The following is a 13,511-nucleotide window of genomic DNA, read 5'->3' on the forward strand; positions in this document are numbered from 1 at the left end:
GATTAATGAATAATATTACAAACTATTTGCCAAATTTTGTATTTAATTTTTTAATTTCATTTTATAATTTTCTTTCGTATAGAAAAAGGTATTCAGGTGTTTATAATAAGTTTTTAGTAGATTTTAAGTCTAATGCATATAAGTCTAGAAGCGGTCTTTTAAAAATTCAGCATATAAGGTTAAATAAGTTTTTAATTGATGCTTTAGATAATTCAGTTTATTATAAAAAGTATACCCAAAAAATAAATCTTAGTGAAATCAATTTACATGATTTTAAAATTCTTAATAAAGAAACATTAAGAAAAAATTTAAATGAAATTATTACACTACAAAAAAAAAATGGTATAGTTTCTAAAACAGGAGGAACTACAGGTAAATCTTTAGAAGTTGTGTTCACAAAAGAAGATATGCAAGAGCGCTTTGCCATGCTTGATGCCTTTAGAATGAAACAAGGGTACAAGCTCGGTAAAAAAACAGCTTGGTTTTCTGGTAAATCTATTATTTCAAAAAGAGATATTAGTAAAAATAGATTTTGGAAGACTGATTATTTGTACAAGGTTAGATATTACTCTACTTTTCATATAAGTGAAAAATACCTTAGTTATTACTTAGAAGATTTAATAAAATATCAACCTGAGTTTTTTGTAGGTTTTCCATCTACAATTTTAGAAATTGCTAAATATGGAATTAAATATAATATTAAATTTCCTTCTAACATAGTAAAAGCTATTTTTCCAACCGCTGAAACTATTACAACTGAAACTAGAAATATTATTGAGACTTACTTCAATACAAAAATGTTTGATCAGTATGCATCATCAGAAGGTGCACCTTTTATTTTTGAATGTGAAAAAAGAAATTTACATTTAGAATTGCAAAGTGGGGTGTTTGAAGTTTTAGATGATAATGATCTTCCTGTGTATTCTGGTCGACTTATAGTTACATCATTCACAACTCATGGTACTCCATTAATTCGTTATGATATTGGCGACCGTATTACCTTAGAAGATGAGAATAAAGTGTGTGATTGTGGTAATAATAACCCTATGGTAAAGGAAATTTTAGGTCGTATAGATGATTTCATATATTCACCTGAAAATGGTAAAATTAATTTAGGAAATATTTCAAATACATTAAAAGGAACCCTTGGAATAAAAAAATTTCAGGTAATTCAGGACTCTTTAGATGAGATTCAAATACTAATAGAAATTGATGACAATTTTACTGAAAAAAGTAAAAAGGTATTCATTGATAATTGGATAGATAGAGTTGGTAATAAGATGGTTATAGAGGTTAGTCCAGTTGAAAAAATAAAAGTAGAAAATAGTGGTAAGTTTAGAATTGTTAAGAATAATATCAAGCACCTAATAAATGGGTATGCCTAAACTCATCCGCTTAACCACAGTGCCGCTATCCCTTCAGTTTTTAATCAAAGGGCAACCTAGATTTATGAGTAAGTTTTTTGAGGTGCTGTGTGTGTCTTCAGGACCTAAAGAAGAGCTGGAAAAAGTGTCGGTTTATGAACAGGTAGGGGTGAGAGAAGTCCACATGACGCGCCAGATCACGCCGGTGAAAGATTTAGTGTCTTTGGTTAAGCTTATACGCTTGTTCAGAAAAGATAAACCCGCTGTTGTTCACACTCACACTCCAAAAGCGGGAATTTTAGGGATGCTGGCAGCAAATCTAGCTAATGTGCCTATACGTTTACACACCGTTGCAGGAATGCCACTCATGGAAGCAGAGGGTGGTAAAAGAAAATTGCTAGATGCTGTAGAAAAACTAACCTACGCTTGCGCCACTAAAATATATCCCAACAGCAAAGGATTAGAGCACTTTATCTTAGAAAATAACTATGCTAAAAAAGAAAAAATAAAAGTCATTGCCAACGGAAGCTCTAATGGCATAGACACTTCCTATTTCAATCCAGAAAACTACACACAACAACAAAACCAAACATTACGAAAGCAATTAGGCATCCAAGAAGAAGATTTTGTCTTCATATTCGTAGGTCGTTTAGTTGGAGATAAAGGGATAAATGAGTTGGTTCAAGCTTTTAAGTCCCTTTCCTTTGGAGAGGGATTTAGGGTGAGGCTTTTACTCGTCGGTCCCCAAGAATCTGAACTTGACCCCTTACTCCCCGAAACTTTACAAGAAATACAAAACAATCCGAATATCATTGCCGTAGGATTTCAAGAAGATGTACGGCCTTATTTTGCTATTTCAGATGCGTTAACTTTTCCAAGTTATCGAGAAGGATTTCCTAATGTGGTCATGCAAGCAGGAGCAATGGGCTTGCCTAGTATAGTGTCGGATATTAATGGTTGTAATGAAATTATTATTGAAGGCAAAAACGGATTGATTATTCCAGTTAAAAATACCGAAACTTTACAAACAGCGATGTTAAGTCTTCTAGAAGATCAAGACTTGTATCAGCAGCTCAAAAGCAATGCTCGCGAGATGATTACTTCCAGATACAAGCAAAAAGTAGTTTGGGAAGCCTTGTTGGAAGAGTATAAAAGTTTGTTGAAAGAGATTCCGAGTTAGTCGCTCCGCTTCATTGCGAGTTTTTGTTTATTAATCTACTTAGAGGTCACTAAGTGTCCAGGTACTAATCGGGATGTACCGAAGTACGGCCACTGAATGATTTCAAACATGATGAAGTTGAAGCCATACACCCTTTAGGGCCGGGGCAAAATGGCTTAATTTCAACGAACGAGAGTAGAGTTGAAATTGTACCTAGAAGTGTTTACACTGAGTGATTTCAACGAACGCGAGTAGAGTTGAAATAGTACCTAGAAGTGTTTACACTGAGTGATTTTAACGAACGCGAGTGGATTTGAAATAGTACCTAGAAGTGTTTACACTGAGTGATTTCAACGAACGCGAGTGGAGTTGAAATAGTACCTAGAAGTGTTTACACTGAGTGATTTCAACGAACGCGAGTGGATTTGAAATAGTACCTAGAAGTGTTTACACTGAGTGATTTCAACGAACGAGAGTAGAGTTGAAATTGTATCGAAGTGAACCCGCAATAATTCCGAGTTAGTCGCTGCGCTCCATTGCTAGTTTTTGTTTATTAATCTACTTAGAGGTCACTAAGTGTCCCGGTGCTAATCGGGATGTACCGAAGTACGGCCAGTGAATGATTTCAAACATGATGAAGTTGAAGACATACACCCTTTAGGGCCGGGGCAAAATGGCGTAATTTCAACGAACGAGAGTAGATTTGAAATAGTACCTAGAAGTGTTTACACTGAGTGATTTCAACGAACGATAGTAGAGTTGAAATTGTACCGAAGTGAACCCGCAATAATTCCGAGTTAGTCGCTCCGCTCCATTTCTAGTTTTTGTTTATTAATCTACTTAGAGGTCACTAATTGTCCCGGTACTAATCGGGATGTACCGAAGTGCGACCACTGAATGATTTCAAACATGATGAAGTTGAAGCCATTCACCCTTTAGGGCCGGGGCAAAATGGCTTAATTTCAACGAACGCGAGTGGAGTTGAAATAGTACCTAGAAGTGTTTACACTGAGTGATTTCAACGAACGCGAGTGGAGTTGAAATAGTACCTAGAAGTGTTTACACTGAGTGATTTCAACGAACGCGAGTGGAGTTGAAATAGTACCGAAGTGTTTGTTTGAAAGCTTATAAATGAACTCAAGGTGCATTAAAATAAATTAAAATAAACTATATAAAAGAATTTGTTTAATTTAGTGCATAAAAATGAACTATGAGTACCGTTAAACCATCTAAAATAAACAAGTTATTAAAATTACAGCCTCCCGGAGTTGTGTTAATTAGTAGTTGGCTGGTGGGGCAAGGCTACAGTCCAGAATTACTCAGGAAGTACCGCAATAGTAATTGGTTAACATCCATAGGTACTGGAGCAATGATAAGAGAAAAGGACCAAGTTAATTACCTTGGTGCCATTTTCGGTCTCCAACGGCAATTAGGTTTGAGCATACATCCTGGAGCTAAAACAGCCTTATCGCTTCATGGAAAAGCTCATTTTTTAGATTTTGACCAGCAACAAGTTTACTTATTTGGACATTCGAAAGAAAATTTACCCCTTTGGTTTCAAAAGTATGATTGGAAAGTAGATATAAATTATTATACCACTTCTTTTCTTCCTGCAGATGAAGGAATGACATCTATTCGTATCGATAACTTTGAACTGAGCATATCATCACCTGCTCGTGGGTTAATGGAATGTCTATTTTTAGCTCCACAATCACAAGATTTGATGGAGTGTCTTCAAATTATGCAAGGGCTTAATAATCTTCATCCAAAACAAGTACAGCCTTTGTTGGAACAATGTACCTCCGTGAAAGTGAAACGTTTATTTCTTTACTTAGCAGAATCGTGTAGTCATACCTGGTTTAAACACTTAAATTTAAAACAAATTGATTTAGGAAAAGGGAACAGAAGTTTGTCGAAAAAAGGAGTTTATATACCAAAATATAAAATCACCGTTCCGCAAGAAATGCAAAAAGATGAGTCCCCAGAATTATAAAGCGCAAGTAGATTTATTGTTAAGAGTTCTTCCTGAAGTTGCTAAGGAAAATTGTTTTGCCTTACATGGTGGTACAGCAATCAACTTATTTATTAGAAATATGCCTCGGTTGTCGGTAGATATAGACCTTACCTACCTACCATTGGAAAATAGAAATAATGCGTTACAAGGAATAAGCAAAGCCTTGTTGCAGATTAAGAAAAATATTGAACAAGCTTTCACTTTATTCAAGGTTCAACATCTGGAGAACGAAGCTAAACTTTTGGTAAGCAGTGAGGATGCAACGATCAAAATGGAAGTCAATTTAATTAAAAGAGGTTGCTATTCTCCACCTCAGCATTTAGCATTATGCGAAAAAGCACAAGATGATTTTGAGGTTTACACAGAGATAGCAGTTGTTGAACAAGGGCATTTATTTGGTGGTAAAATATGTGCAGCCTTAGACCGTCAGCATCCTCGTGATTTGTTCGATATCAAATACATGCTAGAAAAAGATGGTTTTTCACCTGAAATAAAGAAAGGCTTTCTGTTCTATTTAATTAGCTCCAATAGACCTATCGTTGAAGTATTGTTTCCTATATTTAAAGATCAAAATCTAGCATTTAGTAATCAATTTGAAGGAATGTCGCAGGCTAAGTTTGATTATTTAGAATATGAAAAAACAAGAGAAACCTTAGTTCGTACTGTAAACTCAGCTTTAACAAAAGAAGACAAGGCGTTTTTAGTAAGCATAGAGGTTGGAGAACCTGATTGGAATACGTATGATTTTAGCCAATTCCCAGCTGTCCAGTGGAAATTGCAAAATATCAATAAGCTAAGCAAGAAAAACCCAGCAAAGCACAAAAAGCTTTATAATAAACTTGAAATGGAGTTTTCTAAATTTGAGAATAATAAAGACTTAAACTAAATAATGAAAAAAAACTGTATTAATTCCAAGTTAGTCGCTCCGCTCCATTGCTAGTTTTTGTTTATTAATCTACTTAGAGGTCACTGAGTGTCCCGGTACTAATCGGGATGTACCGAAGTGCGACCACTGAATGATTTCAAACATGATGAAGTTGAAGCCATTCACCCTTTAGGGCCGGGGCAAAATGGCTTAATTTCAACGAACGCGAGTGGATTTGAAATAGTACCTAGAAGTGTTTAGACTGAGTGATTTCAACGAACGCGAGTGGATTTGAAATAGTACCTAGAAGTGTTTAGACTGAGTGATTTCAACGAACGCGAGTGGATTTGAAATAGTACCTAGAAGTGTTTACACTGAGTGATTTCAACGAACGAGAGTAGAGTTGAAATTGTATCGAAGTGAACCCGCAATAATCCAACCCGCAACCCGCAATAAAATGTACAAATCATCCCTAAAACCCACATTCGATTTTCTCGCTGCATTTTTCGGCTTGTTAGTGCTAAGTCCAATTTTTATAGTAACCACAATTGCATTGGCTATTGCCAACAATGGGAAACCTTTTTTCTTTCAAAAACGACCTGGGAAAAACGAACATATTTTTAGTATTATCAAGTTCAAGACCATGAACGATAAAAAGGATGCTCATGGTGATTTGTTATCGGATGCAGAACGTTTAACCGCAGTAGGTAAATTTGTCCGTAAGACCTCTTTAGATGAAATACCGCAATTGCTCAACGTGTTAAAGGGTGACATGAGTTTAATTGGTCCAAGGCCTCTACTGCCTGAATATTTACCATTGTATAATCTAGAACAAAAAAAACGTCACAATGTAAAACCTGGAATCACTGGCTGGGCGCAAGTCAATGGCAGAAATGCTATTTCTTGGGATGATAAATTTAAATTAGATGTTGAATATGTTAATCAACAAAGTTTTTTATTTGATTTAAAAATCCTAATATTAACTTTTAAAAAGGTTTTTGTCTCAGAAGGAATTAATCAAGCTGGTCAAGCTACAGCTACTAAATTTGAAGGGAATTAATGAAAAAAATCAACTTATTTGGTGCTAGCGGTCACGCTAAAGTAATAATAGACATCATTGAAAGTAACGGCTTTGAAGTCGGTTACATCTTTGATGATAATCCTGATATTAAGCTTTTTTTGGGTCGAGAAGTGATTTCTAATTACAATGATGTACAGTTAAATTCCAATCCACTAATTATAAGTATTGGTGATAATGCAGTTAGAAAAAAAATAGTTAAAAAATTAAATGCTGTTCAACTTTCGCCCGGTATAGCTCATCCAAGTGCTATTATTTCACCCTATTCCAAAATTGGAAAGGGTACAGTTATAATGCCTAATGCTGTAATCAACTCAGATGCGTATATTGGTGAGAATTGCATAATTAACACCTCCGCTGTGATTGAACACGATTGTATTATTGAAGATTTTGCTCATATTTCACCTAATGTTTCTTTAGCAGGTGGAGTGAAAATAGGCGAAAGTTCACACGTAGGAATAGGCACATCTATTATCCAATGTATAAAAATAGGGAAAAACACAATTGTGGGAGCAGGAGCTGTAGTTTCAAAATCACTTCCTCCCAATTGCACCGCCGTAGGCATACCCGCAAAGCCCATTAAATTTCATAAATAGTAAATTTTAAGAAATCAAAATTCATCATACACTTAGTTTTTAGCTTAACTAAATCATCTATCCTAAACCAGTTTTTCAAAATAAACAAGCCCTGTTACTTTTAAGTAGCAGGGCTTCTTCAGTTAAACACATTAGATTTACATACTCACTTGCAAGAGATTCAAACAATTAAACGCATTGTTTTTAAATGCATATTAGCAATTATAACCCCTTTCTATAAAAAGCTTAAATCAGTTTAAAGATTTAAAATAAAAAAGCCCTTATTGGTTTATCCATAAGGGCTTTTGTGTTTATATAGGTAAAAAAATTATTTTTCTTTTTGGTTTAGTTTTCGTATTCCATAAACACCACCAGCCACTAAACTAAGTAATAATAACGAATTAATCGGAACAATTTCGTCATCAACATCATCATCAAAACCTGGATCAGGAGTTGGTGGGCCACCAAGTCCTTGGCTTACCACTATAAGTGGCGAAAGCGTACAAAAGAAAACTAGACTAGTTATTATTATTGACTTTATTTGCTTACTCATATCCTAAAATTCTTAATCGATTGGTATTTTGCAATTTAGTAAAATATCTTTATACACAACAATCTGCAAATATATAACTGATTCATTTACGTTAAGTAAATTAATTGTAGAATTTTGTTTAACTAAATTACAGTCAAATATACTACTATAACTACATACAAAAGGTAAAAACCAGGATTTATTAATTAAATAAAATAACTTAAAGTTTAGCTAATAAATTGATTTTGAATATAATTGCTTGCTTAAAATTTATAAAAGTACACTATTGCTTCTAAAAACCTAAAGCTTTATGAGTAGCTTCAGCTATAAAAAAGACGACAGTTTCTGCATTTTTTTCTTTAAAGCTGACGCAATTGTAGGTAAATTTCTAAAAATTTAATTTAAAATAGTCAAGCATTCATAATTTACAAGTTACTGTTTTGCAATTCACTTACAACCAACAACCATTCACCAGAAACCAGCAAGCAACTTTTCGCTAAGCAATCTTAAACCTATGTACTAAATATTCTGCTATTTGTACGGTATTGGTTGCGGCTCCTTTTCTTAAATTATCGGCAACTATCCATAAATTCAAAGCATTTTCTCTGGTAAAATCTTCTCGGATTCTACCTACAAAAACTTCATCCCTTCCTTCGGCATAAATCGGCATGGGGTATTGATTTACTTCTGGTTGGTCTTGCACTACAATGCCAGGAGTTTCACTTAGTAATTTTTTTAGGTCTTTAAGCTCAAAACTCGAATTAAGCTCTAAGTTAACAGCTTCGCTATGGCCACCAACAACAGGTATTCTAACTGCTGTTGCCACAACTTGTACAGATTCGTCTCCAAGTATTTTCTTGGTTTCGTTGGTAAGCTTCATTTCTTCTTTGGTGTAGTCGTTGTCTAAAAACACATCGCAATGCGGAATTGCATTTTTGTGAATTGGATAAGGATAAGCCATTTCGCCTTCAAGCTTTCTAAATTCATTTTCTAGTTGTTGTACAGCTTTTACTCCAGTTCCTGTAATAGACTGATAAGTTGAAACAATAGCACGCTTTATTCCATAAGTTTTATGAATAGGATGCAATGCCATTAATAATTGAATGGTAGAACAATTAGGATTGGCAATAATATAATCGTCTTGAGTTAATTCGTACGCATTAATTTCTGGAATTATTAACTTTTTGTCTGCGTGCATCCGCCAAGCAGACGAATTATCTACTACTCGAGTTCCTACGGCTGCAAACTTTGGCGCCCAGGCTAAGGATGTTTCGCCGCCAGCCGAAAACAATGCAATATCCGGTTTCATTTCTACAGCGGTTGCTAAATCGACTACTTTGTATTTTTTGGACTGAAATTCAATTTCTTTTCCAACTGATTTTTTAGAAGCTACAGGAATTAATTCCGTTAATGGAAAATTACGTTCTGCAAGCACTTGAAGCATAACTTGTCCTACCATTCCAGTAGCACCAACAACAGCTATTTTCATTTTTTTATTTTTAAGGATGCAAATGTACTAATTTGGGAAATAGTTTAAGCTAGTTTATCATTTAGTTAATACACATAATTTTTCTACCAAACTAGCAAACAAGAAACAATATCACAGCTCTCAAATCTGTTTCTTCAAGTCAACATAAAAATCCCCAACCTGTCTTTTTCTCATTTCAGTCTTTTTGTCTTTCAAGTCTTTTCATCTCTTAAGTCTTTCTCAGTCCTTTTCTCTTGTTTTGTACATGAACCCATACCGCAAATTAGTCAACTATCTGCACTACTTTTCGGTACGGATAAGGCAAACTGTAGAATCGAGTTTCTCCAAAGCTCATTTTGGACCGTACGGTTTGTTTTATTTTTTTGTGAAGCCAAGGTATAGAAGCAACAGGAACATTAAATTCAGAAAAAGTAATTTGTCTGCATAGTGAAGTATAAAGCCCTTGGTTTTCGGGCATTAATTTTTGGTATTTTTCTTGATGAAATGCAGCCAGTTTATTTGAAGCACTTTGCATAATTAAATAAGTATCTTTTCCTTGATATAGTTGAAAAGCAGCGTAAGGGTGATAGTAATTTGTGAAACCTAGAATTGGAAAAACAAACAAGAAGCTGAGGTATATTTTTTGATAAAAAGCTTTAAAATGAATCTGATTAAACGATAAATGTCTTTGTTTTGCAAAGTAAAAAAGCAGAAGAATCATACTTAAATTCCATGGCCAAACAGCATGATTGAGGGCTAGATGAAACGGACTAATATAGACTAGCGTGGCCAAGTGAAATACAATTAAGCCTATACAAGCTATTTTTCTGTATTTGGTTAGCAAAACTATACCGGCAAGTGTTTCTAAGAAAGGAATAATAAAACCCAATGCTTTTATTATAGGAATTTGAGTGAAACTACGTTGAATACCTAATGTTTGTTCTAAAAATAAATAAGACCAATTTACATTAATAAAACCTAAATTGAATTTACATAAACCTGCAAATAAATAGGTAGCACTTAAGAGCAATAATAAATTTAAATTAAATTTTTTGGGCTGAAGCACATAAATGAAGCTTAATAAAATCATTTGAAATTGAAGAGGTTGTATGCGAATTACATCAAAAAAACACAATACAATTTCTATAAAGATAAAACTCAAAATAATTTTTGAATTGATTTTGTATAAACTGAAGGCAATACACAAAAAACTGATAAAAGCCAAACTAACATCAACAAATGCTAAAGCTTCAAAATCGATAAAATCAACGGCAGTTATTCTTGGAAAGACCCGGTACAATTGAAACCACAGTTTAAAGCTAATGAGCTTGGTAACTAACCAAGTAAGCAACAAAAGTCGGAAAACTTGTAGCGTATTTACCTCATTTAAACCAAATTGAATAAAGTATTTAAGCAAATGTTTAATTCGGCGATAAGCGAAGATTTTGAAACCAAATAGATAGATGTGCATAGCTATGAATGGATTGATATTTACTTTAATCAAAAATCCTAAATCCCCAATCTTAAATCATCAATTCCAAATCGAAAAATCCTAAATCGAAAAATCTTAGCCTTCAAAATAAGCTTCTAATTCTTTTAATGTAGCATCGTTTGTTTTTAAGTCCTTTACCAATTCGCCTTTATCTATTACAACAATACGTTCACAAACATCGGTAACATGCATTAAATCGTGGCTTGAAACTAAGATGCTAACTCCTTTTTGTTGGCTGAGGTCTTTAATTATTTTTTTTAAACGAATTTGAGTTGTTGGATCTAAATTGGCAAAAGGCTCATCTAAAATAATAACTTCTGGGTTGCCGATTAATGCAGCTACAATACCTGCTTTTTTTTGGTTTCCTTTAGAAAGGTCGCGAAGGTATTTTTTTTGATTGAGAATTTCTCCATGAAAAAAATCTTCAAATTGAGCAAGTAGTTGGTCTACATCAGCTTTACTTTGGTTGCGTAAATCGCCAACAAAATAAAAATACTCTTCTGGAGTTAGGTAACCTATTAAAAAACTTTCGTCTATAAACGAAGATGTAAAAGGTTTCCATGCTTCGCTTTGATGCACTTCAATTCCGTTATTGCTAATGCTGCCCGTACTTGGCTGAATTAAATCTAGTAACAAACTAAATAGGGTTGTTTTACCAGCGCCATTATTGCCTACTAAGCCAAAACTTTGCCCTTTAGGAATGCTTAGTTGATCGATGTTTAATACGCTTTTGCCGTTATATACTTTACTAATTTGGTTAATTTCTATCATGCTTGTTTTGTTTTTAGTTCACTTACCGACGGAGACTTTGTTTGAGTTCTTACCCAAGGCTTTTAGTTAGGTAAAACTACTCCCTACTATAAGATCGAGGAAGCTTCAAATTACATTAAATTTATTTTTCTGCAAATGCTGCAATGGTTTTATATTTTCCTTTTTGGTATGTTTTTTCAATAAATTTTAAAAAGAATTTTGTAAAAACAAGTCCCAATATTCCACTTAGGCTTAACGCAATAATTCCTGCTTTAAAACCAATAAAATAATAAGGTACGATAAAAATTACGTAAGGTCCAATCATTTTAGGTAATGAGATGAGTAGTTGGGTGGCATTAAAGCCTTGCGTATTACCAAAAGCACTAGCTTTTACATTTAATTCTACAGGCACACGGTTTAAAGCTCCGCCGTATAAGGTTATAAATGAATTTAAACCAACATTAAATACCGCAGCTGCACTAATCATAGCGAAAATTTTAATTCCAAAATATATGTAGGGAATGCTTAACACGTAGGCAATTAATACGCCTACCACCATTAACGACCATTTGGATTTTAGGTATTGGTAATAGGGTATATTTTGACTCATCATGAGTTTATAGTATTCGCTATCCCACGAAGGTACATACTGTCCGAAGGTAAGTAAAAACCCACCAGTTATAAAAATGGAGGCAAAAGAAGTAAAGAAAAGATTGTCTTTATAAATTTCGAAGGTGAAGAAAAATAAACCATAAAACACAAAAAATACAGCAGTAAATAAAACTTGCTTGGGTCTTTTGTTTCGCCAAATCATCCGAATATCGTTCTTTAAGAAAGGAGCGATATCGCCAAATTGATCCATGAAACTCAGGTCTTTGGTTTCTACTTTTTCTATTTTTTTACGTATAATTCCATCTAAATAAAAATGTTTAGCCAGTAGGTTGTAATTGGACTTGTATAAAATAAAAGCGAGTAGCAAGGGAAAGACAACTAAATATGGAAATTGATACAAAGCATAAAAAATGCTTTCCGAAATCTTGGTAAAGGATATAATATTGTAGTTGTTTAGCAATACAGACAAAACGGCAAAGCTGGCAATAACATAAAAATAGGTGTTGTTTTTGTTAATTAAAAAATTTATGAAATTTAAACACAATACAATACCCATTAAACTAAGTAACCACGCGGCTACTTGAAGTGGTGCATAACCAAAATAAATCAAGGCAGCAGAAAATGGAATAAAAAACAGAATACCAATTAAATTGAAAAAGGAAAAAATGGTTTTATTTAATAAAAACTGAATTACTTTGCTGCGCTTTATAGGAAGCGTCATTAATGGTTTAATATTCATGACAGGCATTTGGTGCATAAAAAAACGCAAAGCTAATTCGCCTAAAACCCAATAAAGTAAAAACTGGTTTAAAGTAATTAACGGATCGACATCGGGTACTGCTTTTTGGAGAATTTTAAAACCAATACCGCCCATAAAAATGGCAATACCACCAAAATATAAGGCTCCAAAAATCATTAAAATTTTAATGACCAGGCCTTTGGAAAATGCGGCAGATCGGGAAAACTTTTTCCACTCTAAAGATAAAAAGGTTTTAGTCATTTTGAGTTGGTTTTGCAAATTGTATGTTGTATCAGTAGCATCATCTTAAAATTTGTTACAGCTTAGTAGGTAATTTTTTAGACCATATTTAGGGTGTTTTTGTAGGCATTAAAATAATAATTTTTAACTTATGTTTGAAATATAATTATGTAGCAATTTAAATGGATATTCATTTCAACTCACAACTTAAAACTTTAGAAGCAAATAATTTTGTTTTTTCTAAGAAAAGCTTAGCCCACAAAGCCTACTTATTGTTGTTTTACCATACGCAATGCTTGGGGTGTACCGGCAGAGCAATTCCGTTAGCCTATCAATTTCAACAAGATTATCCTGAGTTACAAGTCCTGCTTATTCATTCAAATTTAGGAAATTCAAAACCTAGTACAGCAGAGATTTTAAGCGTTTTTATTGAAGGAAAAAGTCCATTGCCGATATATATAGATGAAAAAGCAGAATTATATCATCAATTTAAATGTGAAGGGACTCCGCATTGGATTTTATTAAATGAAGCTGCCGAAGTACAAAATTCCATTTTTGGATCTCAAGCCAACGCCCAAAACCGTTTAATGTATAGTTTAGACCAGCTAAGCAATGTGGATTAA

The 13,511-nt window shown here is 33.7% G+C and carries 12 protein-coding genes; 7 read left to right on the forward strand and 5 right to left on the reverse strand.

What is annotated here, in order from left to right; all coding sequences use genetic code 11:
* The first annotated feature begins 5 nt into the window (after positions 1-5).
* The 6 genes from IEV63_RS01775 (at position 6) to IEV63_RS01800 (ending at position 7,076) form a co-directional block, all read left to right on the forward strand.
* Complete coding sequence (locus tag IEV63_RS01775) at positions 6-1,385, forward strand: phenylacetate--CoA ligase family protein (protein ID WP_188405039.1); 1,380 nt, start codon at positions 6-8, stop codon at positions 1,383-1,385.
* Entirely contained in the window at positions 1,378-2,544 is a 1,167-nt protein-coding gene (locus tag IEV63_RS01780; protein ID WP_188405040.1) for a glycosyltransferase family 4 protein, read from the forward strand. Before IEV63_RS01775 ends, IEV63_RS01780 begins: the two co-directional genes overlap by 8 nt.
* A gap of 1,189 nt (positions 2,545-3,733) precedes the next feature.
* Complete coding sequence (locus IEV63_RS01785) at positions 3,734-4,516, forward strand: type IV toxin-antitoxin system AbiEi family antitoxin (RefSeq protein WP_188405041.1); 783 nt, start codon at positions 3,734-3,736, stop codon at positions 4,514-4,516.
* Complete coding sequence (locus IEV63_RS01790) at positions 4,497-5,423, forward strand: nucleotidyl transferase AbiEii/AbiGii toxin family protein (protein ID WP_188405042.1); 927 nt, start codon at positions 4,497-4,499, stop codon at positions 5,421-5,423. Before IEV63_RS01785 ends, IEV63_RS01790 begins: the two co-directional genes overlap by 20 nt.
* Before the next feature lie 436 nt (positions 5,424-5,859).
* Positions 5,860-6,462: a sugar transferase gene (locus IEV63_RS01795; RefSeq protein WP_188405043.1), complete on the forward strand. Its 603-nt coding sequence runs from the start codon at positions 5,860-5,862 to the stop codon at positions 6,460-6,462.
* Positions 6,462-7,076 (forward strand): acetyltransferase, encoded by a 615-nt coding sequence (locus IEV63_RS01800; RefSeq protein ID WP_188405044.1) that lies wholly within the window; start codon positions 6,462-6,464, stop codon positions 7,074-7,076. Before IEV63_RS01795 ends, IEV63_RS01800 begins: the two co-directional genes overlap by 1 nt.
* Before the next feature lie 307 nt (positions 7,077-7,383).
* On the opposite strand, the gene IEV63_RS01805 is transcribed toward IEV63_RS01800, so the two are convergent.
* The 5 genes from IEV63_RS01805 to IEV63_RS01825 all read right to left on the reverse strand — a co-directional run bounded on the left by IEV63_RS01805 (position 7,384) and on the right by IEV63_RS01825 (position 12,909).
* On the reverse strand, positions 7,384-7,608 hold the full coding sequence (locus tag IEV63_RS01805) for a hypothetical protein (protein WP_188405045.1): 225 nt from the start codon (positions 7,606-7,608) through the stop codon (positions 7,384-7,386).
* 475 nt (positions 7,609-8,083) lie between these two features.
* Positions 8,084-9,076, reverse strand: a complete 993-nt coding sequence (locus IEV63_RS01810; RefSeq protein ID WP_188405046.1) for an aspartate-semialdehyde dehydrogenase — start codon at positions 9,074-9,076, stop codon at positions 8,084-8,086.
* Positions 9,077-9,338: 262 nt separating this feature from the next.
* Positions 9,339-10,472: a hypothetical protein gene (locus IEV63_RS01815; protein ID WP_188405047.1), complete on the reverse strand. Its 1,134-nt coding sequence runs from the start codon at positions 10,470-10,472 to the stop codon at positions 9,339-9,341.
* A 150-nt stretch (positions 10,473-10,622) separates the two neighbouring features.
* Complete coding sequence (locus IEV63_RS01820; RefSeq protein WP_188405048.1) at positions 10,623-11,318, reverse strand: ABC transporter ATP-binding protein; 696 nt, start codon at positions 11,316-11,318, stop codon at positions 10,623-10,625.
* A 121-nt stretch (positions 11,319-11,439) separates the two neighbouring features.
* Complete coding sequence (locus IEV63_RS01825) at positions 11,440-12,909, reverse strand: DUF5687 family protein (protein ID WP_188405049.1); 1,470 nt, start codon at positions 12,907-12,909, stop codon at positions 11,440-11,442.
* 161 nt (positions 12,910-13,070) lie between these two features.
* Here IEV63_RS01825 and IEV63_RS01830 point away from each other — a divergent pair, with 161 nt between their 5' ends.
* Positions 13,071-13,511 (forward strand): TlpA family protein disulfide reductase, encoded by a 441-nt coding sequence (locus IEV63_RS01830; protein WP_188405050.1) that lies wholly within the window; start codon positions 13,071-13,073, stop codon positions 13,509-13,511.

It is taken from the genome of Psychroflexus salis (genome assembly GCF_014640175.1).
GTDB classification, from domain to species: Bacteria; Bacteroidota; Bacteroidia; order Flavobacteriales; family Flavobacteriaceae; genus Psychroflexus; species Psychroflexus salis.